Below are 23,526 nucleotides of genomic sequence, written 5' to 3' on the forward strand. Positions count from 1 at the left end.
TCAATCACCGCCCCTCGCGCCATCCGGCGCCCCGTGCCGCGCGGCATTCCGCGCCTCCTCGGTCTCGGCGAGACCACGACGCGCGGCGACACCCGCCGGCGCACCGCAGTAGGCGGCGATCTGGAACGACAGTTCGTCCAGCTCTTTCTGGGTGACCCCAGCGCGTGGCGCGGCGGCGGCGTGGGTACGGAACTCCTCCATGCGGCCGAGGGTGGCGGTCATGGCGAGGACCAGCAGGCTGCGGTCACGTGGGGTGAGCGCGCCTCCGCGGGCCCATACGCCCCAGACCATTTCAGTGATGTAGTCCTGGAACGCGCCGGCGACAGGCCGCGGATCGCCGGCGGCGGCATCGACATAAGCGTCGCCGAGCACAGCTCGGCGTACGGCCCAGGCGTCCTTGAGGGGATCAGCTTGGTCCACGGAGCTCCTCCTGCCGCGCGCATGTGTGATTCTCACAAAACGAGAATATGATTCTCGTCATGGTGAATCAACAGTACGGTTCGCGCTGACCGCAAGGAGATTGACGTGAAGCTGGGCTTCGTCGGTGCTGGACGGATGGGGCTGCCGATGGTCGGCCGTCTCGCCGCAGCAGGACACCAAGTGCGCGCCGTTGCCCGTACGCCGGAACGCCGCGCCGCCCTGACCGAGGCAGCCGCGCCGGCGGTCGGCCGCGCCGAGGACGCCGCCGAAGGGGTCGGCGCGGTCGTCGTGTGTGTCTTCACCGACCAGCAGCTGCGGGACGTCTGCCTGGGCGGCGAACTGCTCGACACGATGCCGGCAGGGGCCACCCTCGTCGTGCACACCACAGCAAGTCCGCGCACGGTCAGGGAGATCGCCGGGCGGGCCGCCACGCGCGGTGTCGACGTGCTCGACGCGCCGGTGAGCGGCGGGCCGCACGACATCGCGGCCGGCCGCCTGACGGTCTTCGCCGGCGGGGACAAGGCCGTCGTCGAGCGGCTGCGCCCCGTGCTCGCGGCCTACGCCGACCCGATCCTGCCGGTCGGGCCCGTAGGCGCCGGGCAGGGCGTGAAGCTCGTCAACAACGCGCTGTTCGCGGCGCAGCTCGGGCTCATCGCGGAGGCGGCTCGGCTGGGCGAGGAGCTCGGCGTGGACGAGTCGGTGCTGCTGGCGGCGCTCGGCGAGGGCAGCGCGGCGAGCCGGGCCCTGGCGGGCGCCGCGGCACGAGGATCGGCCCATCGCTTCATCACCGGTGTCAGGGAGTTCCTGGACAAGGACCTCGCGGTGGTGCGGCACCTGGCGGACGAGTCCGGCGCGCGGCTCGGCGCCCTTCAGCCCGCGCTGGCGGCGCTCGACGACGCCCTCACCCAAGTCCCCCGCGCTTGACCAGCTGGGCGGCGATCACGTTGCGCTGGATCTCGTTGGTCCCCTCCCCCACGATCATCAGCGGAGCATCCCGGAAGTAGCGCTCCACATCGAACTCCGTGGAGTAGCCGTACCCCCCGTGGATGCGCACCGCGTCGAGGGCGATCCGCATGGCCGTCTCCGAGGCGAACAGCTTCGCCATCCCGGCCTCCATGTCCACGCGGCGGCCCGCGTCGTATTCGCGTGCGGCATGCAGCGTGAGCTGCTGGGCCGCCGTGAGTGACGTCGCCATGTCGGCGAGGTAGTTGCCGATCGACTGATGCTGCCAGATCGGCTTGCCGAAGGACTCGCGCTGCTGCGCATAGGCGAGGGCATCCTCGAAGGCGGCGCGGCCCACGCCCAGGGCGCGGGCGGCCACTTGAAGGCGCCCGGTCTCCAGCCCTTTCATCATCTGGGCGAAGCCCCGGCCCTCGGCGCCGCCCAGCACCGCGTCCGCCGGCGCCCGGAGGCCGTCGAAGGACAGCTCGCAGCTCTCGACGCCTTTGTAGCCGAGCTTCGGCAGGTCACGGGACACGGTGAGGCCCGGGCCGTGCTCGACCAGCAGGATCGACATGCCCTTGTGGGTGGGGTCGGCCTCCGGGTCCGTCCTGCACAGCAGGGCGATCAGCTGCGAGCGGCGGGAGTTGGTGATCCAGGTCTTGGTCCCGTTCACCACGTAGCTGCCGTCCGCCTCCTTGCGCGCTACCGTGCGCATGGCCTGGAGGTCGGAGCCGCCGCCTGGCTCGGTCAGCGCCATGGTCGCGCGGATTTCACCGGTGGCCATCCGAGGCAGGTAGCGGCGCTTCTGCTTCTCGGTGCCGAAGTGCAGCAGCAGTTTGGCGACGACGGTGTGGCCCCCCATCGCGCCGGCCAGGCTCATCCAGCCGCGCGCCAGCTCCTCGGTGATCAGGACATAGCAAGGGGTGGATACGGGGGTACCGCCGTATTCCTCGGGGACCGCGAGCCCGAAGATGCCCAGTTCCTTCATCTGCTGGATCAGCGCTTCGGGGTAGGTGTCGGCGTGCTCCAGCTCCCTGACGACCGGCTTCACTTCCTTGTCGACGAAGTCTCGCACCGTCTTGACGACGAACTGCTCCTCAGGTGTCAGGGCATCCAGGGTGCTCATGCTCATACCAATCTCCCGCGTCGGCCACGCCTTTGTCATCATGAGCGCTCATGACGTCCTCCCCCACTCTCAGCTCCTACGTCGACACCTGGCACCCTGCGCCCGTCGTGGACGAGGACACGCTCCCTGCCGCGCCCGCCGCGGCTCTCTCCGCCGCACTGGACCTTCCCGCGCCTGCCGCGCAGCCCGGGGACCCGCTGCCGCCGCTGTGGCAGTGGCTGTACTTCCTCGAGTGGCCCCGGCAGAGCGAGCTCGGGCCCGACGGGCACCTCCGCGAGGCTCGTTTCCTGCCGCCCATCCCCCGGCGACGGCGGATGTTCGCGGGCGGCCGCCTGGACGTCGCTGAGCCGCTGCGCCTGGGCGAGCCGGCCGAGCGGATCAGCAGCCTGCACGCGGTCACCCCCAAGTACGGGCGCAGCGGCGAGCTGCTGTTCGTCACCGCGCGCCAGGAGTTCCGGCAGTCCGGCCGTGTCTGTCTCGTCGAGGAGCAGGACATCGTCTACCGCTCCGGGCGGGGCGCCGGTGAGCGGCACCCGGAGCACATCGACACGACGGCACGGCCCGAGGCCGCCGGCACGTGGTGCCTGGCTCTGCAGCCGGACGAGCGCCTCCTCTTCCGTATCAGCGCCCTCACCGCCAACGCCCACCGCATTCACTACGACGTCCCGTACTGCCGCGACGAGGAGGGCTACCCGGGCCTGGTGGTGCACGGTCCGCTGCTCGCGCTGCTGATGCTGGAACTCGTGCGCCGGTACGCGCCCGAGCGGCAGCTGCGCTCCCTGTCCTATCGGCTGCGGCGGCCCGTCTTCGCGGGCGAACACATCGCCGCTGCCGGGGCACCGACGGCGGACGGCGCCGAGCTGAGCCTCGCCACCGCGCGCGAGCGCCGCCACGCCACGGCCGAGGTGACGTTCTCACGCGCGGGGTGAGGCGATGTCCTGGCGGAGCACGAACTTCTTGACCTTGCCGCTGGCGGTGCGCGGAAAGTCCTCGACGGCATGGACTTCCTCCGGCCACTTCTGCCGGGCCAGGCCCGCCTTCGCGAAGTGGTCCCGCAGCTCCTCCAGGCCCGGCGGGCGCTGCCCGGGCAGCATCCGTACGACAGCGGCCGCGTGCTCGCCGAGGCGCGCGTCCTGGGCGGCGACCACGGCGGCCTCCGCGACGCCGGGCATGGTGAGGAGGATCTCCTCGACCTCAAGGGCGCCGATGTTCTCCCCGCCCCGGATGATGATGTCGGCCTTGCGGTCGGTGATGGTCAGGCAGCCGTCCTCGTCCACCGCGCCGATGTCGCCGGTGCGGTACCAGCCGTCGGCGTCGAAGGCCGCCTTGGTGAGTTCGGCGTCGGTGTAGCCGAGGCAGAGGTCGGGGCCGCGGGTGAGGATCTCGCCGTCGTCGGCGAGCCGCAGCTCGACGCCGTCCAGCGGCGGGCCGTCGGTGTGCAGGCGGATGCGGGCAGGACCGTCGCAGGGAGTCCAGGTGACGGACGGGTGCTCGGTGGAGCCGTACGAGCGGAACGGCGTGATCCCGAGCGCTTCCAGCCGGGTCGTCACGGCCGAGGGGACGGCGGAGCCGCCGAGCCCCGCGTACTTCAGGCGGCCGATGTGCTCCGGCGTGCAGTCGGGGTGGTCGAGCAGGCTGGTCATGTAGTACGTGGCTCCCCCGCCGACGACCAGCCCCTCGGTCAGGATCAAGTCGAGAGCCTGTGCCGGGTCCCAAGCGTCGCCGAGGTTGACGGGCGAGCCGTCCAGTACGGGGATGAGGAACGCGTTGATCATGCCGATGAAGTGGCCGACGGGCGCCACGGTGAACTGCCGTCCCCGGTCCGGCGGATAGGCCCCGGAGAGCTGGCGGGTCTCGCAGGCGAGAGTCTGGTGGCTGTGCACCACGCCCTTGGGATCGCGGGTCGTGCCGGAGGTGAAGGCGACGAGCGCGGGCGCGGCCGGGTCGGCGTCGAGCGTGCCGGGCAGTTGCTCGTCCGCGAGCAGTTCGTCGAAGTCCCGGCCCACGCCGCCTCCGACCACGCCGACCACCGGGACGTCGGCGCTGAGCGCCGGGTCGAACTTCAGGCGGCCGAACCCCTCGGCGGCGAAGAAGGCCCGCGGCCGGGTGGAACGCAGGATGTAGCCGACCTCCTTCGGCCCGTAGAAGTGCACGATCGGGACCACGACCGCGCCGAGGAACGCCGACGCCCAGAACACAGCCGCCGCTTCCATCCAGTTGGGCAACTGGAAGGCGATCACGTCGCCGGGGCCGACGCCGCGGCGCCGCAGCCCGGCCGCGAGCCGCCGGGCGGTGCGCTCGACATCGGCGAAGGTGCCGTTCCAGGGGCGCACCCGCGAGTGCACGCGGAACTCGACGTCAGGGGTTGACCGCAAGCCGCGGGTCAGCAGGTCGCCGAGCGATTCGCGGGTCCACCAGCCTTCCTCCTCGTAACGCCGGACCAAGTCGGGCGAGATCGTCCTGAGCGCGGTGGCCGGGATCGCATCCATGGAATGAACCGCCTCCTCATTACATGAGAATTGCACTCTCTCATGTAGAGAAGGTAAGTTCCATACATGGCACGCGACCACGGTTTCCATCCTGTGCGTATCACGCGGATCGTCGAAGAGACCCCGGACGTGCGCACCTTCGCGCTCGATACGTGGTTTCCGTACCAGGCAGGACAGTTCGTGACCGTGCGGGCGTGCGGAACGCTGCGCAGCTACTCGATGTCCAGCTCACCGGACGTGGACGACGAGCTGTGCGTGACCGTCAAGCGGGTCCCAGGAGGGGTCGTATCCTCCTGGATGCACGAGGAGTTGCGGGCCGGGGACACGCTGGAGGTCACCTCGCCCAGCGGCTCGTTCTGCCTGCGCGAGAACGCCACCCCGGTGGTCGCCTTCGCCGGTGGCAGCGGGATCACGCCGGTCTTCTCACTGGTCAAGAGCGCGCTGGCGACGACCGGGCGCGAGGTGCGGGTGTTGACCGCCAATCAGGACGCCGACTCGGTCATCTTCCGCGACGCGCTGGACAACCTGGCGCACCGCCATCCGGACCGCTTCCGCCTCCACCACCATCTCGACGACCGGCAGGGGTTGGTGAGCGCGGACGAGATACGGGCCGTGGCGGCCGGGGCGCTCGACGGCGACTTCTACGTCTGCGGCCCCGAGCCGTACATGGCTCTCGTGCGCGGGGAGCTCGCCGGCCTCGGCATACCCGACGAACGGCTGCTCGTCGAGCGGTTCACCCCCGTCGGGGCACCGCCCGCGCCGGCGCCGGAGACCGATCGGGTGCGGCAGGAGGGCACCGTCACCATCAGGCTGCGCGGCGATCAGCGCACCGTTCCCCAGCGAGCCGGCGAGACGCTGATCCAGACCGCCCGGCGCGCCGGATTCGCTCCGCCCTTCTCCTGCGAGGCGGGCGACTGCGCGACCTGCATGGCGCGGATCACCGAGGGCGAGGCGAAGATGCGCGTCAACAACGCCCTCGACGAGGACGAGGTCGCCGAAGGCTGGGTGCTGACCTGCCAGGGCGAGCCCATCACGCCACAGGTCTGTGTGGTCTACGACGACTGAAAGGCCGGACATGGTCGACCTCGAACTCGACGACGGGCTCGCCGTCATCACCATCGACCGCCCGCACGTGCGCAACGCCATCGGGCCGGACACGATGGCGGGCCTGGAGAAGGCACTCGACACCGTCACCGACGCGGCGGACACGGTCCACGCGCTGGTCGTGACGGGCACGGGCGACAAGGCCTTCGTCTCCGGCGGTGATCTCAAGCAGCTCGCGGAAATCCGCACCGAGGAGGGCGCGCTGGAGATGGCCCTGCGGATGCGGGCCATCTGCGACCGGATCGCCGCCTTCCCGGGCCCGGTCGTCGCCGCGCTGAACGGGCACGCCTTCGGCGGCGGCGCAGAGTTCGCGCTGGCCGCCGACATCCGCGTCGCCGCCGACGACATCCGGATCGCCTTCAACCAGGTCATGTTGTCGATCATGCCTGCCTGGGGCGGCGCCGAGCGGCTCGCCGCCCTCGTCGGCCCTGGGCGTGCGCTGCTGCTGGCGGGCACCGGCGAGGCCCTCGGCGCGTACGAGGCCGAGCGGGCGGGCCTGGTGGACCGGGTGCTGGCGCGGGCAGAGTTCGCCGACGGATGGCGGGAGCTGGCGCGCCGGCTTGCCTGCCGTCCGTCGCGGGAGATCAAACAGGCAATGCGACCCGGCTGCCCGCCGCGGGAGGCCGCGCGGGCCTTCGCCCGCCTCTGGGTCGCCGATGAGCACTGGCAGGCGGCGGAGAGGATGATGGCACATGGCAAGTGACCTTCGCGTGGCGGAAGGGCCGTTCGGGCCCGAGGTGCATCCGCTGGGCCGGGCGGTGGACCACATGGTGCTGTACGTCCACGGGGACCCACGGCTCGGCGGCACTCCGCACGACGCGCTCCCCATGGCCCGGGAGCTGTCCCGGGCGACGGGCTGCACCGTGGTCTGCGCACGCTATCGGGCCGACTTCCCCGCAGCCCTGGACGACGTGTGCACGGCGTATGCGTACGCACGCGAGCGCGGCCCCGTCGCCCTGGCCGGGAAGCGGCTGGGGGGCGGACTGGCCGCCGGGCTGCTGCTGCGGCTGCGCGACGAGGGCTTGGACCTGCCCGTGTGCGCGGCTCTGCTGACGCCGCTGCTGGACCTGACCCTCGCCGCGCCGAGCCTGCTGCTCAACGCGGCAGCAGACCGTACGACGGACGTCGATGTGCTGCACCGGCGCGCCGCGTCGTATGCGGGCCGAGCCGCCCGCGACGAGCCGCTGCTGAGCCCACTGCACGGCAATCTGCACGGCCTGCCGCCTCTGCAACTGCAGGCCGCCGGCACCGATGTGCTGCTCGACGACGCGCTGGGGTTCGCGGCCCGCGCGGCTCGTTCCGGAGTCACGGTGGACCTGCGAGTGCACGAGGACGCGTCCGCGCTGGGTCTGGCCCAGACCGGCGCGACCGCGGCCTTCCTGCGCGCGCACACGAGCGCGCGCCGCGTACCACTGCCGTCCGACAGCGCGCGCTGACCTCTGGCCGTCCGCACCGCCCGGTCATCCAGCGGTACGGGCCTGTCCGCCCCGCTCACCGGCAGCGGGTGCCTCGGTCGACCCGAGCAGTAGCGCCCTGATCGAGTCACGGACGAGCACAGGATAGGTCTCCTCCTCGTCCGCCTGCACCAGCCACTGCTGCTGGAGCCCCGCCACCAGCGCCAGCAGCGCGGCGGCGCCCGCGCGCGCGGTCAGCCCGCTGGGCAGCCGGGGGCCGTAGCAGGCGGTCAGCTCGCAGGTGATCATCTCGTTGAGCTCGCGGCTGCGCGCACGCGCGAACCCGCGGGCGGGTTCCTGTCCGATGGCGGCTTCGGCCATGACGACGCTGTGCACCTGCGCAAGCGAGGGGATGCCCAGGTCGAACTCGAGGGCCTCGGCGAAGCGGCGGGCCATGTCCGGTGGCTCGTCGTCATGGTCCACATGCTGCCGGGTGAGCGCCTCGCGGAAATGGAGCAGAGCGAAGTACAGCCGCTTCTTGCTCGGGTAGTAGTGCAGCACGCCCTGCCGGGTCAGTCCCGCCCGCTCCGCCACCGCGTCGATCGACGTACCCCGGTAGCCGCGCTCGACGAACACGTCCACCGCCGCCCGCAGTATCTGCTCGTGCCGCACCGAATCCATGGCTTCACCCTCTCGTCCCGCAGGTGACCGTGAACCCTGTCACCTTACGGACGCGCCGGATCGCGCGGGAGAGGCCGGCCCCTCTTCATCAGCGGCGCCGCGGCCGCCAGAACGCGCCCAGCAGTCCGGCCGTGCCGGCCACGGCCAGGCCGGCCGCGAGGCCCGCGCCCGCCCAGCCCGTCACCTCGATGCCGACGGCGGTGTCCACGGCGTAGTCGCCGGGGCCCCAGGCGGCCAGGGCCAGGGAGATGACGGCGAGGACCAGGACGTATTCGTAGCCGTCCTTGAAGACGAAGAAGCTGTTGCGCCGGTGCGCGAGCAGCCCGGCGACCAGCATCACCGACACGACGGCGGCGCAGGCGAGCGGCGTGCACAGGCCGAGCAGCAGCAGCGTGCCGGCGCCCACCTCGGTGCCGACGCTGAGCCATGCCTGCAGCCGCGGCCGACGCAGGTCGAGCCCGCCGAACCACCTCGCGGTGCCGTCGATGCCGCCACCGCCGCGCCAGTGGTTCAGGCCGTGCACGATCATGACGGTCCCGAGGACCAGCCGGACCGCCAGCAGGGCCGTGGCGTCCGCGTCACTCATCGCCGCCTCCGAGTCCGGGTACGCCCTCGATGCTCTGCACGCATTCCTCCACGAACGACAGCACGTTGAGGTGGTAGGCGAGGGCGGTGCGGCCCACGCTCGTGTTGTGCCCGGCGCCCGCCTGCTCCTCGGCGATCACGCGCGGGGCGGCGCTGAAGGGGCGGCTCAGGTCAGCCAGCGCCTGCGGCCCCGTGGCCCACACCCGCTCGTGCTCGGCGATCGTGATGTGCACGGGCACGCGGACGCGGGCGGCATGGCTGCTGAAGATCTCCCGCCACTCGCGCCGCCGCCCTTCATAGGCCGGTGACGGCGCGCCGATGTGGCGGCCGCCGTGCACATCGGGCGGGTAGGCGTCCGGGGGATTCCACAGGGCGCGCCGCAGTCCGGTCCTGCCGCCGGGCGAGTCGCGGCCCCAGGCGTCGAGGGCGCCGAGTACGCCGGGGTGGTGCTCAAGACCCGTTCCGGCGATTTCCAGTCCGAGCAGGTCGGGGCCGCGCGCGTCGTCCGCGGCCATCCGCAGGGCCAGTTCGCACCCCGCCGAATGCCCCCACACGAAGACGCCCGCGCCCCTTTCACGCCCGGCGAGCAGCGCGTCCACGGCGCGCCAGGCGACTTCGGTGCGGTGCTCGGCCGACTCCAGTTCGCTCTGGTGCGGCGCCGAGGTGCCGTATCCGGGGCGGTCCAGTGCGAGAGTGGTGAAGCCGAGCGCGGCGGCGGTGCGCAGCAGGGACAGGCGCGGGTGGCCGGGGTGGTCGAAGTACACGGAGTGGGTGGCGCCGCCGTGCAGGGCGACAACGACCGCCCGGGGGTCGGGTGCCTCGGCGACCCGGGCGGACAGCGGCATGCCGAGAACGCGTACGACGCGCTCGGCGACGGTCACGGGTGGCCCGGCGGAGTCCTCGGTGAGCGGATCCGTGGGGGCCGTCATGCGTCGTTCCGCAGCATCAGCACGCCACTCGGGGTGAGTCCGCCGCTGCTGACCACCGCGCAGCGGGCGCCGGCGACCTGGCGGGCCCCGGCCTCGCCGCGCAGTTGCAGCACGGCCTCCTGGAGCAGACCCATGCCGTGCGTACGGCCGTGGGAGAGCTGTCCACCGTGGGTGTTCAGAGGCAGCACGCCGTCGCGGGCGATGTTCTTGCCGCCGTCGAGGAAGTCCTTGGCCTCGCCGATGCCGCAGAAGCCGAGGGCCTCGATCCACGACAGGCAGTTCATGGTGAAGCCGTCGTAGAGCAGGGCCACGTCCACATCGGCCGGGCGCAGGTCGGTGCGGGTCCACAGGTGGGCGGCCTGGCCGAGGACTTGGGGCTCGTGAGTGAGGGTGGACTGGTCCCACTCGGGCCGCTCCAGGATCTGGGTGCCGACGGCCTCCACGCGCACCGGCGGCTTCGCCAGGTCGGGTGCCGTCTCGGCGGCCGAGACCACGACGGCGACCGAGGCGTCGCAGGGGACGTCGCAGTCGTAGAGCCCGAAGGGAGTGGTGATGGGGCGGGCGCCCAGGTAGTCGTCCATCGTCAGCGGGTCGCGGTAGACCGCGTCGGGGTGCAGGGCGGCGTTGGCGCGCTGGTTGAGGGCGATCCGGCCGAGGGTCTCGCGGGTGGTGCCGTAGCGGTGGAAGTGGCGCTGGGCGTTCATGGCGAGGGTGTGAGACGGGGACACGCAGCCGAAGGGCTTGAGCCAGCCGTCCACGCTCGGCGGCGGTGCTGATATCCGGCCTCGTTTGAGCAGTTCGCCGTACGTCGACTCCCACACCGTGCGGAAGCACAGCACATGGCGCGCGTGGCCGCCGGCCACGGCGAGCATCGCCGCGATCACCGAGCCGCCGGGGCCGAAGGTCTCGCCGCCGCCGTTGTGCCACACCGGGTGCAGGCCGAGCGCGGCCTCCAGCGCGCTGACACCGCCCTCGGCGAAGCCGCCGAACGGGCCGGCGCCCGGGTAGGTGGCGAGGCCGTCGATGTCGTCGAAGGTCAGGCCGGCGTCGGCGACGGCGCGTTCGCACGCCTCGACGGTCAGCTCCAGCGGGGGGCGCATCAGCCGGCGGCCGATGCGGGAGGCGCCGGCGCCGCTGATGACCGCCTTGTCCTCGAACTTGGGGCCGGCCCGCCGGGTACGGGGCCGGGGCGGCGCGTCCGCCGGCAGCGGCCGGTAAGGCGCGTCGGGAACCGGCCGGAACAGCGGCAGCCACGCCTCGCCCGCCTGCTGGAAGGTGACCTCCATCGGCATGCCGAGCTCGAGCTCCGCCGGTTCCGCCCCGACGACATTCGTGGTGAGCCGGACCCGGGGATCCTCCTCGATGGCCACCTGCCCGATCACGTACGGCAGGGTGAGCCCGGGGAACGGGAAGCGCTGATTGACGGTGAAGCCGATCAGCGTGGCCCGGCCGGACACCTCACGGACGGCGAAGTCCCGGCCCCGGCAGTGGCGGCACACCGGCTGCGGCGGGTGGATGAGTGCGCTGCAGGCCTCGCACTCCGCAAAGCGCAGCCGCCCATCCCCGCCGGACGTCCAGAAGAACTCCGTCTCCGGCGCCATCTGCGGGGCCGGTCGGTCCTCCGGTGCGGACTCATTCACGGTCGGCGTTCTCTCCGTCAAGCTTCGCGGCGGCCTTGCGCTCGGTGATCGGCTTCGCCCAGCCGTGCTCGTCGCAGCCGCGCTGGAGCATGTCCAGGGTCGCGTCGAGGCCGGGGCCCAGCGGCCGGCCCGGCGTGAACGTGGCGGGGAGCTTCCGCATCCCCTGGATCACGCCGATGGTGTCGTAGTGGATCGTGCCTTCGGGATCGCAGACGTAGTCGGGGATGCGGTCGAGGACGTGCAGCAGCATCCGTTTGAAGACGTTGCGGGCCACGTTGGAGCCGATGCAGCGGTGGATGCCCAGGCCGAAGCTGGCGTGCCGGTTCCCGGTACGCGCCAGGTCGATGCGATCCGGGTCGGGGAAGACCTGCGGATCGCGGTTGGCCATCGCCCAGGACAGCCAGATGCGGTCGCCCTCCTTGAGCTCGGCACCCGCAAGGGCGCAGTCCTCGGCCACCGTGCGGCCGTCTCCGGGCGCGGGCGTGAAGTAGCGCAGGAACTCCTCGGTGGCGGAGTCCAGCAGCGGGCCCCGCTCGGCGCTGAGCCGGGCCCGGTCGTCCGGGTGCTCGGACAGCCACTCCAGGGCGTGCGCGGTGAGGGCGGTCGTGGTGTCGAAGCCGCCCCCGATGAGCAGCCCGAGCGCGCCGAGCAGCTCCTCGTCCGGGGCCGGCTCGCCGTCGATCCGCAGCCGGATCAGGGCGTCGACCAGCCCGGGGCGCGGCTGCGCGCGCACGGTGTGGAGGGTGGTCGCGAGGTCCCGCATCATCGCGATGTGCGCCTCGACCACCCGCTTCATGTCGGGCGAGTCCGGCGGGGTGTAAACGCCCGCGTGCGCGGGCTCGTTGTACAGCTCCCACTTCGTCAGCGGAATGCCCATCATCGCGAGGGTGAGCACGGCCGGCACGATGTTCGCGAGGTCGTCGACGAAGTCGATGCGCCCCTGCTCGATCCGTTCGTCGAGGCAGGCGCGGGTCACCTCGTCGACGAACGGGATCCAGCGGGCGACGGCGGCGGGTGACAGATACGGGTTGAGCGCGTCGCGGTAGGCGCGCTGCTCGGGTGGGTCCATCTCCAGAAAGCCGCCGCGGATGCCGCGGCCGCGGTCCGGTGCGGGGATGTTGATGCCCTGATAGCCGCGGCGCTCGCCGTGCACGTCGTGGTCGTTGGACAGCACGTCGGCGGCACGGGCGAGGGTCGCCACCTCCCGGTTTCCGCTGGCCACCCAGTGCCCCCCGTACGTGTCGCTGAAGGCCATCGGGCACCGGCCGTGCAGATCGTGCGTGATCTCCTCGAACCGGTCGCGGTATTCGGGCGCGTGGCGGTCGAAGTGGATCCTGGGCCGCAGCCGGCCGTCGTCGGTCTGCTCGCTGCTCATCGCTCTCTCCCTGTCCCTGCCTGTGCCTGCAGTTCAGATGACGCTGATGGCCCGCTCGGGGCAGGAGCGGACGGCATCGATCACCCGGTCCTGCTGCTCTTCGGGCACCTCCTCGGCCACCGGCGACGAATGGCCGTCGATGTCACTCAGCTCGAACACCTCGGGGGCGCGCATCGCACACAGGGTGTGACCCTGGCAGCGCTCGGGATCGACGCGTACTTTCACCGCGGTCACGCTCCTTACGTCACTTGAGGTCGGACAGGGACTTGCCTACGTCGGCGAGCCGGGCCGGTTCGGTGTAGCTCCGCTTGAACTTCACCACGGGTGCGTCGCAGCGATACGGGCCGCTGTCCTGCTCGAAGGAGGCCGGCTTCCAGCCCTTCGGCGTCGCCTCGACAACCGAATAGCACTTGCCGGGCACGTTCTGCTTGCTCACGTCGAACGGGGCCTGGATGCCCCCGGCGGTCCAGTCGGTGACCTTCAGCGCGTTGTCGTACACGCAACGGCGGGTCAGCTCGTCGCAGTCACGGGCGGCGGTGGCGAACAGCAGCCAGGCGGAGAAGGCGCGCAGCGCGGGATACGTGAGGGGCTTGCCCGGCGCGTACTTCGCGAACAGGGCCTCGACCTTCTCGACCGCGGGATTCTCCTTGCTCGCATCCAGCGGGTGCGTGGCGAACAGTTCGGTGTAGTTGTGCTGGGTGCCGAGCGCCGATCCCGCCAGCTGGATGAAGTTCTGGGAGTAGGCGTTGCTGTTGGCGTCGATCCAGTCGGGCGCATAACCGAGACTGGTGAGCGCCTGCTCCAGCTTGGCGAGGCTGGCGAAGTCGCCGTGGAAGACCAGGCCCTTGACCTTCTCCTTCTTCAAGGCCTGCGCGTACGGCGTCCAGTCGGAGACGCCGGTGGCCGGGTAGAGGTCGGAGTAGCTGACCTTTCCCCCGAGCGTCGCGATCGACTCCTTGTACTGCGCGGCCAGGACCTTGGTCACCGGGCTGTCGCCCGAGATGATGCCGACGTGCTGCGCGGAACCGGGGAACTTCTCCTTGAGCAGCCACTGGTAGAACCCCGCGTACTGGAAATGCCCGGAGAACGGGCCCGCGGACATCACCTGCAGGTCGGAGCCGACGGCGGGGGCAAAGCTGGACTGCGCCGGGAAGGCGGGAAGCAGGCAGCGCAGCCGGTCCTTGGTGCCGAGCCCGTCCATCGAGGCACCACCGCCGACCAGCATGAAGTCCTCCTTGCATGCCTGCTGCATGCGCTGGCGGACCTCCAGGAATTTCGCGTCGCGGATGACGGGCACGAGCTTGCGTCCGTTGATGCCGCCGTTGTCGTTGCACCAGGAGGTGAACGCCTTCGCTGCGTCGACCATTTCGGAGTTCTTGGTGAAGCCCTGGTCGGTGAAGACCCCGAGCTCGACCCTGTCGCCGGTGACGCCCTGCTGGCTCACCGCCTTGGCATCGCCCTTGCCACAGACGTTCTTCAGCGTCCCGAAGTCCGGGCCGTCGACGGCGGGAGCGCTCGACTCGGCGCCGCTGGTCTCCTCGGGCTCGCCGCTGCCCGAGTCCGAGCGGGTGGAACAGCCGGCGAGCAGCACCGCGAGCACGGTGACCACTCCGATCAGCAACCTGCGCATTGGTCCTCCTGGACTCAACGGGTCACGTGACCGCACCCTGGGCCTTGAAGGCGAGGATGCGGTCCCAGTCGTAGCCGAGCTCGGTGAGGACCTGCTCGGTCTGGGCGGCGAATTCCGGGGCGGCTTCCAGGTGTGCGGGCTCGGTGTCGAACTGCACCGGGCTGGCTGCGAGTTCGAGCTCTCCGGCCCGGGTGATGTAGCCGTTGGCGCGCACCTGCGCGTCCGCGGCGGCCTGCAGGGTGTCCTGGACGGGGGCCCAGGGTCCGGCGAGGGTGGCGAACCGTTCGCTCCACTCGGCGAGCGGGCGCCGGCCGATGGTCTCGGTGAGGATCTTCACGGCTTCCGCCGTGTTCGCCGCGATGTCCTCGGCGGTGGCAAAGCGCGAGTCGTCGGCGAGTTCGGGGCGGTCGATGTGCCGGCAGACGTCCGGCCAGAACTTCGCGGGCTGCAGCATGACGAACGAGATGTAGCGGTCGTCCGCGGTGCGGTAGAGGCCGGAGAGCGGGTTGGCGGGCGAGCCGTGCGCGCCGGGCTGCGGCGCCTCCCAGGTCTTCTCGAGGCGCAGCGATACGGCCATGGCGTGGCCCATCGCCCACACGCCGCTGCCCAGCAGCGACACGTCGACGACCGGCGCCTCGCCGGTGCGTTCGCGGCGCAGCAGCGCGGCCGCGATGCCGCCGGCGAGGTTGGTGCCGGAGATGGTGTCGCCGTACGCGGGCGCGGGCGGCATGATCATGCCGTCGGCGCCGGGCGGGGTGATGCTGGCGGCGGTCCCGGCCCGGGCCCAGAAGGCGGTCATGTCGTAGCCGCCCTTGTCGGCCTCGGGTCCCAGGACGCCGAGGGCGCTCCCCCGCGCGTAGACGATCTTCGGGTTCACCGCGCGGATGTCGTCGACGTCGATGCCTAGACGGGCCCGGGAGGCCGGCATGAAGCTGGTGAGGAACACGTCGGCGCTGCGCACCAGTTCGTGCAGCACCTCCAGGCCCTCCGGCTTGGACATGTCGAGGCCGATGCTGCGCTTGCCTCGGTTGGCGTGGGCGACGTTCGGGTTGGGATCGCCCTCGACCCGCAGGGTGCCGGTCTGGCGCAGGCCGCGCTGCGGGTCGCCGGTGACTGCGTGCTCGACCTTGACCACGTCGGCGCCCCAGTCGGCGAGCACCGCGCCCGCCGAGGGCACGAACCCGTACATGGCCACTTCCAGGACGCGGATGCCTTCGAGGGGCCCGCTCATGCCTTGCCCACCACCGTCGCGAACGCCTTGGTCTCCAGGAATTCCTCGAAGCCGGCGCGGCCGGACTCGCGGCCGATGCCGGACTGCTTGTAGCCGCCGAAGGGCACGTCGGGTGCGAAGTAGTTGCCGCCGTTGATGGAGAAGGTGCCGGTGCGGATGCGGCGGGCGACCCGGATCGCCCGCTGCTCGTCGGCGCTGTGCACGGCGCCGGAGAGCCCGTACACGGAGTTGTTGGCGATGCGTACGGCATGGTCCTCGTCGTCGTACGGGATGACGGCGAGGACCGGGCCGAACACCTCGTCCTGGGCGATCTCGCTGTCCTCATCGACGCCGGCGAGGAGGGTGGGGGCGTAGAAGAAGCCCGGGTCGATCGGCTTGCCGCCCGCGACCAGTGTCGCGCCGGCCTCGACGGCCCGGCGCACCATCCCGTCGACCTTCTCGCGCTGACGCGCCGAGATCAGCGGCCCCATCGCGGTCTTGGGGTCCGCCGGGTCCCCGACCCGTACCCGCTCCATGCCCGCGGCGACGAGGTTCACGATGGCGTCGTGGTGTGCGCGCGGCACCAGCAGCCGTGAGGTGAGGGCGCAGCCCTGGCCGGAGTGGGAGCAGATGGTGAAGGCGGCGAACATGGCCGCCTTGGCGAAGTCGGCGTCGTCGAGGACGATCATCGCGGACTTGCCGCCGAGCTCCAGGAACACCTTCTTCACGGTGTCGCCGGCAGCGGCCATGATGCGCCGTCCGGTCGCCGTGGACCCGGTGAAGGTGACCATGTCGATGTCGCGGTGCGTGGTCAGGACCTTGCCGGTCTCGACGCCGGAGGAGCTGATGATGTTGACGACCCCTGGGGGGATGTCCGTGTGCCCGGCGATGAGGTCGGCGAGGGCGAGGGTGGTCAGCGGGGTCTCGGGGGCGGCCTTGAGGACGACGGTGCAGCCGGCGGCGAGCGCCGGGGCCAGCTTGGCGAGGGCCAGCTGGTTGGGGAAGTTGTACGGCAGGATCGCGGCGACGACGCCGGCCGGCTCCTTCTCCGCCCAGCGGTGGTGGCGCTGCCCGCGCTGCTCGCTCTCGCCGAGGTCTTCGGTGAAGGTGTACGTCTCGGCGAGGCGGGCGTAGTAGGTCAGCAGGCCGAGCGGCTCGTCGAGTTGCGGGCCGTGCGTGAGCATCCGGGGCGCGCCGGCCTCGGCGATGGTCAGGTCCCGCAGCTGCTCGCGGTGCTCGTCGAGGGCGGCGTGCAGCTGGCGCAGGCAGCGCACGCGCAGCTCGGTGTCGGTGGCCCAGGCGGTGGTGTCGAAGGCGCGGCGGGCGGCGGCAATGGCGGTCTCGGCGTCGGCGGCGGTCGCGTCGGGGGCGTGGCCGAGGACTTCGCCGGTCGCGGGGTTCAGAGTGGGGTAGGTGGCCTTCGTCGTCGTCAGTTCGCCGTCGATGAGCAGGCGGCCGGTGAACGGGGTCGTGGCGGGCGATGCGTTCACAGCCGCACCACCGATCCGCCGTCCACGGCCACGATCTGCCCGGTGACCCAGCTCGCTTCGTCGGACAGCAGGAAGAGCAGGGCTCCGGCCTGGTCGGCCGGGGTGCCCATGCGCTTGAGGGCGAAGGTGCGCAGCATGGCGTCGCGATGCTCGGCAGGGATGATGTGCCGGGTCGCCTCGGTGTCGGTGGGGCCCGGTGCGATGGCGTTGACGCGGATGCCGCGGTCGCCGAGTTCGGCGGCGAGGGAGACGGTGAGGTGGTTGATGCCGGCCTTCGCCATGCCGTAGAAGCCGGTGGCCGACCAGGCGGCGGTGGAGGACTGGTTGACGATGGCGGCGCCCTCTTGCAGGTGCGGCAGCGCGGCGCGGGTCACGTAGAGGGCGCCGAGCAGGTTCACCTTCAGGAAGCGGTCCAGGTAGTCGTAGTCGACTGTGGTGAGCCCTTCGCGGCGCATGTCGTGGAAGATCGCGGCGTTGTTGACCAGGCAGTCGATCCGCCCGAACTCGCCCATCACCGTGTCCACGAGGGTCTGCGCGGAAGCCGGGTCGGAGACGTCCGTGCGGACGTACAGGGCACCGTCGAGCTCTTTGGCGACGCGTTGCCCCTGGGTCTCGTTCAGCTCGGCGACCACCACCCGCGCGCCTTCGGCGGCGAGGGCGCGGGCGTAGCCCTCACCGATCCCCTGCCCGGCGCCCGTGACGATGGCGACCTTGTCCTGGAATCGCATCCGGCCTCCTCGGTTCTGCACCTCGACTGCGACGGAAACTACATTCTCTCTTTGAGCGAATCAACCATCCGAACAGGAGAATCTGATGCTGCACCCTTCCCGTGCCGACATGCAGAGAATATTGTTCTCGTAACTTGGAAGGGGAGTTTCATGCCGGAGACCCATGCCCTGAACCCGTCCCTGGGAGTGGAGTTCACCCACGTGACGGACCCGCTGGACGAGAAGCTCGTCGCCCGCTGCGCCGAAGCCCTCAAGTGGCGCGGCGTGCTGCTCATCCGCGGGCTGAACCTCGACGACGAGCAACAGATCGCCCTCAGCTCCAAGCTGGGCGAGGTGGTCAGCGTCCGTGGCAAGAGGATCTTCCCGATCTCCCTGGACCCGTCGAAGAACCCCTCGGCCGAGTACCTGCGAGGGACCTTCCACTGGCACTTGGACGGCACGACGGACGACGACATCCCGGTGAAGGCAACGACCCTCACGGCCCGCCATGTCGCCATGACGGGCGGGGGCACGGAGTTCGCGAACACCTATGCCGCGTACGAGAACCTGCCGGAGCAGGACCGCAAGCGCTACGAGAGCCTGCGCGTCGTGCACAGCTTCGCCGCCGCCCAGTTGCGGGCGAAGCCCGACCCGAGCGAGAAGGAGCTGGCGCGCTGGCGCAGCCTGCCCGAGCGGGAGATGTCCCTGGTGTGGCGGCGCCGCGACGGCCGCCGCTCGCTCGTCATCGGCACCACCGCCGACCGCATCGTCGGCATGGCACCCGGCGAGGGCCGCGCGCTGCTGGACGAGCTGCAGGAGTGGTGCACCCAGGAGCGGTTCCGCTACACCCACGACTGGCAGGTCGGCGACTTCGTGGCCTGGGACAACACCGCCATCCTGCACCGCGCGCTGCCGTACGACCGCTCCTCCGAACGGCTGCTGCACCGCACCACCGTCGTCGGCGACGAGGCTTTCGGATGAGCGGCGCGGCGACGCCGCCGCGGACCGCGGTCGTGACCGGCGGCGCGTCCGGCATCGGGCACGCAGTCGCCTGCCGGCTGGCGGCGGACGGGCATCGCGTCGCGACCGTGGACCTCGCGCCCGCCGACCTCGACGGCGTGCTCCCGGTGACCGCCGACGTGACGGACCGCGGACAGGTCGACAAGGCGATGGACACCGTACGTGAGCGACTCGGGCCCATCTCGATCCTGGTCAACGGGGCCGGCGTGGACGGCTTCAAGCGCTTCGCCGAGCTGTCCTTCGAGGCCTGGCTGCGGGTCGTGAACGTCAACCTCCACGGGGTCTTCCACTGCATCCAGGCCACGCTGCCCGACATGACCGCGGCCGGCTGGGGCCGCATCGTCAACATCTCCTCGTCCAGCACGCACTCCGGGCAGCCGTTCATGGCGCACTACGTGGCCGCCAAGTCGGCGGTCAACGGCCTGACCAAGTCCCTCGCCCTCGAACTCGGCCCGGCCGGCATCACGGTGAACGCGGTGCCACCGGGCTTCGTCGACACCCCCATGCTCCGCAAGGCGGAGTCCCGGCGGCTGCTCGGCGGGACGGTCGAGGACCACATCGCGCGCACCCCGGTGCGCCGGGTCGGCCGCCCCGAGGACATCGCGGCGGCGTGCGCCTTCCTGGCCTCCGAGGAGGCCGGGTACATCACGGGACAGATTCTCGGAGTGAACGGAGGCCGCAACACATGACGCGACTCGACCCCGTGCCGTATGCCGAATGGAACCAGGACGCCATCTTCCCCATGACGGGCGGCCGCACCGTCCCGCACGCCAACTCGATCAGCTTCCTGCTCAACCATCCCGAGCTGACGAAGGCCTTCCTCACCCTCAGCACCCACCTCGCGGCCAAGAGCACGCTGCCGGCGAAACTCCGCGAGCTGGCGATCCTGCGGATCGCCTGGCGGCGGCGCTGCCGGTACGAGTGGGCGCAGCACGTGGCGGGGGCACGCCGGAAGGGCGCGACGGAGGATGAGATCGCGGCGGTACGGGCCGGAGCGGACACGCTGCTCAACCGCGCGGTCGACGAACTCGACCGGGACTCGCGCCTGTCCGACGCCACGTACGCCGCGCTGGCCGAGCAGGAGGGCCTGGACGACCGGCAGATGATGGACCTGGTGTTCACGGTGGGCGGATACGGCACCCTTGCCATGGCCTTCAACACCTTCGAGGTGGAACTCGAGGACGGCCTGGACGACGAGGGATTCGACGAGGCGGCCAACGGGAGTGCGCGTGAGCAGTGCGGCTGACCGGGCCACGGACCAAGTGGAGTACGAGCAGATGCTCCTCGGCCGCCATCTGCACCTGCACAAGCGAAAAGGGCGCCGCAAGGACAGCCTCCTGGACCGCAGCGCGTACATCCTGCTCAGCCGCATCCGCGTCGAGGGACCCCTGTCCATCGGCCGGCTCTGTGACGCTTTCGACCTGGACGCCTCCACGCTGAACCGGCAGACGGCGGCCGCCGTTCGCGCGGGCCTTCTCGAGCACATCCCCGATCCCGAAGGCGGCATGGCGCGCAAGTTCCGGATCACGGCAGAGGGTGAGCGGCTTCTCGACGCGGAGCGCAGGGGCATCGTGGCGAGCCTGGACCGCATCATGGCCGGCTGGGACGACGCGGACATCGCCGCCTTCGCCCACTGTCTGCAGCGCTTCAGTGCGGACCTCGAGCGCCTGGACGGGCGGCCGTAGCCGCGCCCGGAGCGGATCCGTCCGGCGCCGGCGCTCACCCCTCCTGCTTGAGCTGCTTCTTCATCTCGTCGAGGCGGGTGAGGATCGGGTAGCCGTCGACACTCAGCGCGTTTCCGTGGCCGGTCTGGTGGATGTCGAAGACCGACTGCAGGGCGGCGTAGAAGCCCTGCACGTCGAGGCTCTGATTGACGGCGCGCTTGGCCTGCCGCAGGCCGAAGGGGGGCATCTTCGCGATCCGCCCCGCCAGCTCCAGGGCCGCGTCGTCGAGCTCATCGAGGGGGACGACCCGGTTGACCATGCCGACCTGCTCGGCTTCACCGGCCGTGAGGGGACGTCCGGTGAAGAGGATCTCCTTGGCCTTGCGCGGGCCGAGCTCCCAGGTGTGGCCGTGGTATTCGACGCCGCCGATGCCCATGTGCACGACCGGGTCGGAGAATTCGGCGTTGTCCGCGGCCACGATGAGATCGCACGGCCAGCACAGCATCAGCCCCGCGGCGATGCACTTGCCCTGCACGGCGGCGATCGACGGCTTGGGCACGTTGCGCCAGCGCAGCGAGTAGTCGAGATAGCGGCGCGCCTCGGTGTTGTAGATCCACTCCAGGGTCAGCTCGCCGGGTCCGGGCCAGCGGTCCTTCAGGTCGTGCCCGGAGGAGAAGTGCCGACCGTTGGCGCGCAGCACGATCACCCGGACGTCGTCGTCCTGCGCGGCCCGGGTCCAGGCGACGTCGAGGTCGTCGAGCAGGGCCATGGTCTGGGCGTTCGCGACCTCGGGCCGGTTGAGCGTGATGGCGGCGATGCCGTCCTTCGCCTCGTACAGGATCTGATCCATGATCATGTCCCTTCTCCCGTACGGTGATCAGCCGTACGGGGTTGGCTTGGCGGCGATCAGCGTGGAAGGCCGAGGATGCGCTCGGCGACGATGTTGCGCTGGATCTCGCTGGTGCCGCCCGCGATGGTGCCGGCGAAACTGCGTGCGTACCGCTCGAACCAGCTGGCGATGAAGTCCTCGGCGTTCATGTGGTGATACGGGCCCGTGCGCACGGGGTGCCTCAGGGCATCCGCACCGTGTGCTTCCAGTGCGTGCAGGGATGCCTCTTGTACGGTCTCGGAGCCGAGGAGTTTGAGCACGGAGATCTCCGCGGGGTCCCGGTCGGGGCCGAGCTGGCGGTACCCGAGCAGGCGCAGGGCCTGGGCGTCCATGAGAAGGGTCGCGTACCACTCCTCCTCGCTCGGGGCGTCGCGGATCAGGTCGTCGAGGCGTTCGGCGAAGCTGAGCCACAGCAGGGTGCGTTCGTGCCCGAGCGATCCGTTGGCCACGCGCCATCCCTCGTTGAGCGGGCCGATGAGGTTCTCGCGCGGGACGCGGACGTCCGCGAAGAACACCTCGTTGAAGTCGAGGTCGTCGGGCGCGGCCAGGGAGCCGAAGGGGCGGCGCACCACACCATCGGTGTCGGTGGGGATCACCAGGACGCTGATGCCGTGGTGCTTCGGGGCGTCCGGGTCGGTGCGGACGAAGGTGAGCAGGATGTCGGCGTCGTGAGCGCCGGAGGTCCACACTTTCTGGCCGTTGACGGTGAAGTGGTCGCCGTCCGGGTCCAGGACGGCGCGGGTGCTCAGCGAGGCCAGGTCGGAACCCGCGCCGGGTTCGCTCATGCCGAGCGCGGCGGTGATCTCGGCGCGCAGGACCGGTATCGCCCAGCGTTGCTTCTGCTCCTCGGTGCCGAAGCTGATGAGGGAGGCGGCGACGATGCCGAGGCCCTGCGGGTTGAAGCTGTGGTAGATGCGGCGACGCGCCAACTCCTCCAGGTGAGCGAGCTGTTGGGGCAGGCTTGCGTTGCGTCCGCCGAACTCCGGCGGCTGTCCCGGCAGCAGCCAGCCCGCATCGAAGAGGGCGCGCTGCCAGCGCCTGGCCCACTCGGGTACGTGGGCGCTGGAGCGGGATCGCTCGCTCGCCTCCGCCTCGGTGGGCAGGTGGGCGTCGAGGAAGGCGGCGAACTGCGTGCGGAATTCCTGGACGTCGGGATCGTCGGCGAGCTTCATCGGGTCAGCAGCGCCTTCCTGTGTGTGGCGGCGGTGCCCAGCAACAGGTCGCACGCCTTGGCCCGCTTCAGGTGGATCTGGAGTTCGTTCTCCCAGGTGAAGCCCATGGCGCCGAAGAGCTGCAGCCCGTGCCGGAAGACAAGACGCTGGCACTCCCCCGCCGCGGCCTTCGCCATGTGGGCGGCGCGGTGGCGGCGGCCGTCGCACTCGGCGAGGGTGAGCGCGCTGAAGTGGGTGAGGGCGCGGGCACGTTCGATCGCCACGTACATGTCGGCGGCCTTGTGCTTGACGGCCTGGAACGCTCCGAGAGGACGACCGAACTGGTGGCGCTCCTTCACATGGGCGACGACGAGGTCGAGGATGCGCCGGCAGCTGCCCACCGTGGTCGCGGCGAGACCCATGAGGGCGAGGTCGGGTATGCCGTCGGCGGCGTCCGGAGCCCGTACGTGCGCGACATGGAGGGCTGGGTCAAACACCTCGACCGGCTCCACGGTCAGCTCGCCTGCGGGCACCACCCGGACCCCGTCCGCCGTGCGCAACGCGATCTCGTCGGCGCGGTCGGCGTCGAGGACATACCGGCCTGCCCCGTCGAAGACCGCGGTGCCCGCGCCGTCGGGGAGCCGCCCGGCCAGTGGCGCGAACCACGTGGCCGACGCCAGGAAAGGTGTGGCGTCGGCGACGTACCCCAACTCTTCTAGAATCAGGGCGAGTTCGACAGGCGGAGCCTCCAGCCAGCCCAGCCCCTGGTACAGCGCCCACTGCTCCCGCTCACTCCGGGAGCGGGACTTGGCGAGAGCCTCGCGGACGCTGCGCCGCAGCATCAGCTGGTCCTCGTCGAGTACGAACTCCATCGTGCGTCCTCACTTCCTTTCAGCCGAGTCGGCTGGGCGGGTGCGACGGCCTGGGCAGCGGTGGCAAGGCCGGCCTTTCCGAGGTGAGGCCGCCCGGGTCGGGCCGGCGGGGCGTGGCCCGGCGGAGGCAGCCGGTCGCTCCCGCATGGCGCACCGTCCGCCCGGCCGCGCGAGCCGAGCGGATGCTCGCCGCCGGACCACACACGGC

General features: G+C 71.1%; 25 protein-coding genes. 9 read left to right on the forward strand and 16 right to left on the reverse strand.

Annotated elements, in window-relative coordinates; all coding sequences use genetic code 11:
* On the reverse strand, positions 1-420 hold the full coding sequence (locus OP79_RS19775; RefSeq protein ID WP_063741952.1) for a carboxymuconolactone decarboxylase family protein: 420 nt from the start codon (positions 418-420) through the stop codon (positions 1-3).
* A 105-nt stretch (positions 421-525) separates the two neighbouring features.
* Between OP79_RS19775 and OP79_RS19780 the strand changes: the two genes are divergently transcribed.
* On the forward strand, positions 526-1,344 hold the full coding sequence (locus tag OP79_RS19780; RefSeq protein ID WP_033321578.1) for an NAD(P)-dependent oxidoreductase: 819 nt from the start codon (positions 526-528) through the stop codon (positions 1,342-1,344).
* Here OP79_RS19780 and OP79_RS19785 read toward each other — a convergent pair.
* Entirely contained in the window at positions 1,322-2,488 is a 1,167-nt protein-coding gene (locus OP79_RS19785; protein ID WP_033321651.1) for an acyl-CoA dehydrogenase family protein, read from the reverse strand. The genes OP79_RS19780 and OP79_RS19785 overlap by 23 nt on opposite strands.
* Before the next feature lie 50 nt (positions 2,489-2,538).
* Between OP79_RS19785 and OP79_RS19790 the strand changes: the two genes are divergently transcribed.
* The gene (locus OP79_RS19790; RefSeq protein WP_033321579.1) at positions 2,539-3,417 is read left to right on the forward strand and encodes an HTD2 family dehydratase; all 879 of its coding nucleotides are present in this window, start codon (positions 2,539-2,541) and stop codon (positions 3,415-3,417) included.
* Here the strand turns inward: OP79_RS19790 and OP79_RS19795 are convergent.
* The gene (locus tag OP79_RS19795) at positions 3,403-4,977 is read right to left on the reverse strand and encodes an AMP-binding protein (RefSeq protein WP_033321580.1); all 1,575 of its coding nucleotides are present in this window, start codon (positions 4,975-4,977) and stop codon (positions 3,403-3,405) included. The genes OP79_RS19790 and OP79_RS19795 overlap by 15 nt on opposite strands.
* 66 nt (positions 4,978-5,043) lie before the next feature.
* Here OP79_RS19795 and OP79_RS19800 point away from each other — a divergent pair, with 66 nt between their 5' ends.
* From OP79_RS19800 to OP79_RS50460, 3 genes are read left to right on the forward strand one after another with little or no spacing between them, the layout of a single operon-like run.
* On the forward strand, positions 5,044-6,042 hold the full coding sequence (locus tag OP79_RS19800; protein ID WP_033321581.1) for a ferredoxin--NADP reductase: 999 nt from the start codon (positions 5,044-5,046) through the stop codon (positions 6,040-6,042).
* Between the two features lie 10 nt (positions 6,043-6,052).
* Positions 6,053-6,784 carry an enoyl-CoA hydratase/isomerase family protein gene (locus tag OP79_RS19805; RefSeq protein WP_033321582.1) on the forward strand — a complete coding sequence of 244 codons (732 nt, stop codon included), beginning with the start codon at positions 6,053-6,055 and terminating at the stop codon, positions 6,782-6,784.
* A complete protein-coding gene (locus OP79_RS50460; protein WP_051744758.1) occupies positions 6,774-7,517 on the forward strand; it encodes an alpha/beta hydrolase fold domain-containing protein in 744 nt (247 codons plus the stop codon). Before OP79_RS19805 ends, OP79_RS50460 begins: the two co-directional genes overlap by 11 nt.
* Positions 7,518-7,541: 24 nt before the next feature.
* Here OP79_RS50460 and OP79_RS19815 read toward each other — a convergent pair whose 3' ends face one another.
* The 10 genes from OP79_RS19815 to OP79_RS19860 all read right to left on the reverse strand — a co-directional run bounded on the left by OP79_RS19815 (position 7,542) and on the right by OP79_RS19860 (position 17,743).
* Entirely contained in the window at positions 7,542-8,156 is a 615-nt protein-coding gene (locus OP79_RS19815; RefSeq protein ID WP_051744759.1) for a TetR/AcrR family transcriptional regulator, read from the reverse strand.
* 88 nt (positions 8,157-8,244) lie between these two features.
* The gene (locus OP79_RS19820; protein ID WP_033321583.1) at positions 8,245-8,742 is read right to left on the reverse strand and encodes a DoxX family protein; all 498 of its coding nucleotides are present in this window, start codon (positions 8,740-8,742) and stop codon (positions 8,245-8,247) included.
* A complete protein-coding gene (locus OP79_RS19825) occupies positions 8,735-9,670 on the reverse strand; it encodes an alpha/beta hydrolase (protein ID WP_078491896.1) in 936 nt (311 codons plus the stop codon). Before OP79_RS19825 ends, OP79_RS19820 begins: the two co-directional genes overlap by 8 nt.
* Positions 9,667-11,310, reverse strand: coding sequence for a thiolase C-terminal domain-containing protein (locus tag OP79_RS19830; protein WP_245685387.1), 1,644 nt, complete (start codon positions 11,308-11,310; stop codon positions 9,667-9,669). The genes OP79_RS19825 and OP79_RS19830 overlap by 4 nt, the downstream gene beginning before the upstream one ends.
* Complete coding sequence (locus OP79_RS19835; RefSeq protein ID WP_033321585.1) at positions 11,303-12,685, reverse strand: cytochrome P450; 1,383 nt, start codon at positions 12,683-12,685, stop codon at positions 11,303-11,305. The genes OP79_RS19830 and OP79_RS19835 overlap by 8 nt, the downstream gene beginning before the upstream one ends.
* 33 nt (positions 12,686-12,718) lie before the next feature.
* The gene (locus tag OP79_RS19840; protein WP_245685388.1) at positions 12,719-12,919 is read right to left on the reverse strand and encodes a ferredoxin; all 201 of its coding nucleotides are present in this window, start codon (positions 12,917-12,919) and stop codon (positions 12,719-12,721) included.
* Between the two features lie 10 nt (positions 12,920-12,929).
* Positions 12,930-14,315, reverse strand: coding sequence for an ABC transporter substrate-binding protein (locus OP79_RS19845; protein ID WP_033321586.1), 1,386 nt, complete (start codon positions 14,313-14,315; stop codon positions 12,930-12,932).
* Between the two features lie 22 nt (positions 14,316-14,337).
* The gene (locus tag OP79_RS19850; RefSeq protein WP_033321587.1) at positions 14,338-15,546 is read right to left on the reverse strand and encodes a CaiB/BaiF CoA transferase family protein; all 1,209 of its coding nucleotides are present in this window, start codon (positions 15,544-15,546) and stop codon (positions 14,338-14,340) included.
* A complete protein-coding gene (locus OP79_RS19855) occupies positions 15,543-17,015 on the reverse strand; it encodes an aldehyde dehydrogenase family protein (RefSeq protein ID WP_211270831.1) in 1,473 nt (490 codons plus the stop codon). The genes OP79_RS19850 and OP79_RS19855 overlap by 4 nt, the downstream gene beginning before the upstream one ends.
* Positions 17,012-17,743, reverse strand: coding sequence for an SDR family oxidoreductase (locus tag OP79_RS19860; protein ID WP_033321589.1), 732 nt, complete (start codon positions 17,741-17,743; stop codon positions 17,012-17,014). Before OP79_RS19860 ends, OP79_RS19855 begins: the two co-directional genes overlap by 4 nt.
* A 150-nt stretch (positions 17,744-17,893) precedes the next feature.
* Here OP79_RS19860 and OP79_RS19865 point away from each other — a divergent pair, with 150 nt between their 5' ends.
* Genes OP79_RS19865 through OP79_RS19880 form a run of 4 tightly spaced genes read left to right on the forward strand, consistent with a single transcriptional unit; the run spans position 17,894 to position 20,427 of the window.
* Positions 17,894-18,703 (forward strand): TauD/TfdA dioxygenase family protein, encoded by an 810-nt coding sequence (locus OP79_RS19865; RefSeq protein ID WP_033321590.1) that lies wholly within the window; start codon positions 17,894-17,896, stop codon positions 18,701-18,703.
* Positions 18,700-19,431, forward strand: coding sequence for an SDR family NAD(P)-dependent oxidoreductase (locus tag OP79_RS19870; protein ID WP_033321591.1), 732 nt, complete (start codon positions 18,700-18,702; stop codon positions 19,429-19,431). The genes OP79_RS19865 and OP79_RS19870 overlap by 4 nt, the downstream gene beginning before the upstream one ends.
* Positions 19,428-19,988 (forward strand): carboxymuconolactone decarboxylase family protein, encoded by a 561-nt coding sequence (locus OP79_RS19875; RefSeq protein WP_051744761.1) that lies wholly within the window; start codon positions 19,428-19,430, stop codon positions 19,986-19,988. The genes OP79_RS19870 and OP79_RS19875 overlap by 4 nt, the downstream gene beginning before the upstream one ends.
* Before the next feature lie 31 nt (positions 19,989-20,019).
* Positions 20,020-20,427, forward strand: coding sequence for a MarR family winged helix-turn-helix transcriptional regulator (locus OP79_RS19880; RefSeq protein WP_051744769.1), 408 nt, complete (start codon positions 20,020-20,022; stop codon positions 20,425-20,427).
* A gap of 34 nt (positions 20,428-20,461) precedes the next feature.
* On the opposite strand, the gene OP79_RS19885 is transcribed toward OP79_RS19880, so the two are convergent.
* The 3 genes from OP79_RS19885 to OP79_RS19895 are packed head-to-tail and all read right to left on the reverse strand — an operon-like array spanning position 20,462 to position 23,318.
* The gene (locus OP79_RS19885; protein ID WP_078491898.1) at positions 20,462-21,256 is read right to left on the reverse strand and encodes an enoyl-CoA hydratase; all 795 of its coding nucleotides are present in this window, start codon (positions 21,254-21,256) and stop codon (positions 20,462-20,464) included.
* Between the two features lie 56 nt (positions 21,257-21,312).
* Positions 21,313-22,467, reverse strand: a complete 1,155-nt coding sequence (locus tag OP79_RS19890) for an acyl-CoA dehydrogenase family protein (RefSeq protein WP_033321594.1) — start codon at positions 22,465-22,467, stop codon at positions 21,313-21,315.
* Positions 22,464-23,318, reverse strand: a complete 855-nt coding sequence (locus tag OP79_RS19895; protein WP_033321595.1) for an acyl-CoA dehydrogenase family protein — start codon at positions 23,316-23,318, stop codon at positions 22,464-22,466. Before OP79_RS19895 ends, OP79_RS19890 begins: the two co-directional genes overlap by 4 nt.
* Between the last annotated feature and the right edge of the window lie 208 nt (positions 23,319-23,526).

This window comes from Streptomyces yerevanensis, from assembly GCF_000716805.1.
In the GTDB taxonomy this organism is placed as follows: domain Bacteria; phylum Actinomycetota; class Actinomycetes; order Streptomycetales; family Streptomycetaceae; genus Streptomyces; species Streptomyces flaveus.

Coding starts and splice junctions, on each gene's coding strand:
- OP79_RS19785 (WP_033321651.1), bottom strand. CDS start 2,488: ATGAGCACCCTGGATGCCCTGACACCTGAGGAGCAGTTCGTCGTCAAG.
- OP79_RS19790 (WP_033321579.1), top strand. CDS start 2,539: ATGACGTCCTCCCCCACTCTCAGCTCCTACGTCGACACCTGGCACCCT.
- OP79_RS19795 (WP_033321580.1), bottom strand. CDS start 4,977: ATGGATGCGATCCCGGCCACCGCGCTCAGGACGATCTCGCCCGACTTG.
- OP79_RS19800 (WP_033321581.1), top strand. CDS start 5,044: ATGGCACGCGACCACGGTTTCCATCCTGTGCGTATCACGCGGATCGTC.
- OP79_RS19805 (WP_033321582.1), top strand. CDS start 6,053: ATGGTCGACCTCGAACTCGACGACGGGCTCGCCGTCATCACCATCGAC.
- OP79_RS50460 (WP_051744758.1), top strand. CDS start 6,774: ATGGCAAGTGACCTTCGCGTGGCGGAAGGGCCGTTCGGGCCCGAGGTG.
- OP79_RS19815 (WP_051744759.1), bottom strand. CDS start 8,156: ATGGATTCGGTGCGGCACGAGCAGATACTGCGGGCGGCGGTGGACGTG.
- OP79_RS19820 (WP_033321583.1), bottom strand. CDS start 8,742: ATGAGTGACGCGGACGCCACGGCCCTGCTGGCGGTCCGGCTGGTCCTC.
- OP79_RS19825 (WP_078491896.1), bottom strand. CDS start 9,670: ATGACGGCCCCCACGGATCCGCTCACCGAGGACTCCGCCGGGCCACCC.
- OP79_RS19835 (WP_033321585.1), bottom strand. CDS start 12,685: ATGAGCAGCGAGCAGACCGACGACGGCCGGCTGCGGCCCAGGATCCAC.
- OP79_RS19845 (WP_033321586.1), bottom strand. CDS start 14,315: ATGCGCAGGTTGCTGATCGGAGTGGTCACCGTGCTCGCGGTGCTGCTC.
- OP79_RS19850 (WP_033321587.1), bottom strand. CDS start 15,546: ATGAGCGGGCCCCTCGAAGGCATCCGCGTCCTGGAAGTGGCCATGTAC.
- OP79_RS19860 (WP_033321589.1), bottom strand. CDS start 17,743: ATGCGATTCCAGGACAAGGTCGCCATCGTCACGGGCGCCGGGCAGGGG.
- OP79_RS19865 (WP_033321590.1), top strand. CDS start 17,894: ATGCCGGAGACCCATGCCCTGAACCCGTCCCTGGGAGTGGAGTTCACC.
- OP79_RS19870 (WP_033321591.1), top strand. CDS start 18,700: ATGAGCGGCGCGGCGACGCCGCCGCGGACCGCGGTCGTGACCGGCGGC.
- OP79_RS19875 (WP_051744761.1), top strand. CDS start 19,428: ATGACGCGACTCGACCCCGTGCCGTATGCCGAATGGAACCAGGACGCC.
- OP79_RS19880 (WP_051744769.1), top strand. CDS start 20,020: ATGCTCCTCGGCCGCCATCTGCACCTGCACAAGCGAAAAGGGCGCCGC.
- OP79_RS19885 (WP_078491898.1), bottom strand. CDS start 21,256: ATGGATCAGATCCTGTACGAGGCGAAGGACGGCATCGCCGCCATCACG.
- OP79_RS19890 (WP_033321594.1), bottom strand. CDS start 22,467: ATGAAGCTCGCCGACGATCCCGACGTCCAGGAATTCCGCACGCAGTTC.
- OP79_RS19895 (WP_033321595.1), bottom strand. CDS start 23,318: ATGGAGTTCGTACTCGACGAGGACCAGCTGATGCTGCGGCGCAGCGTC.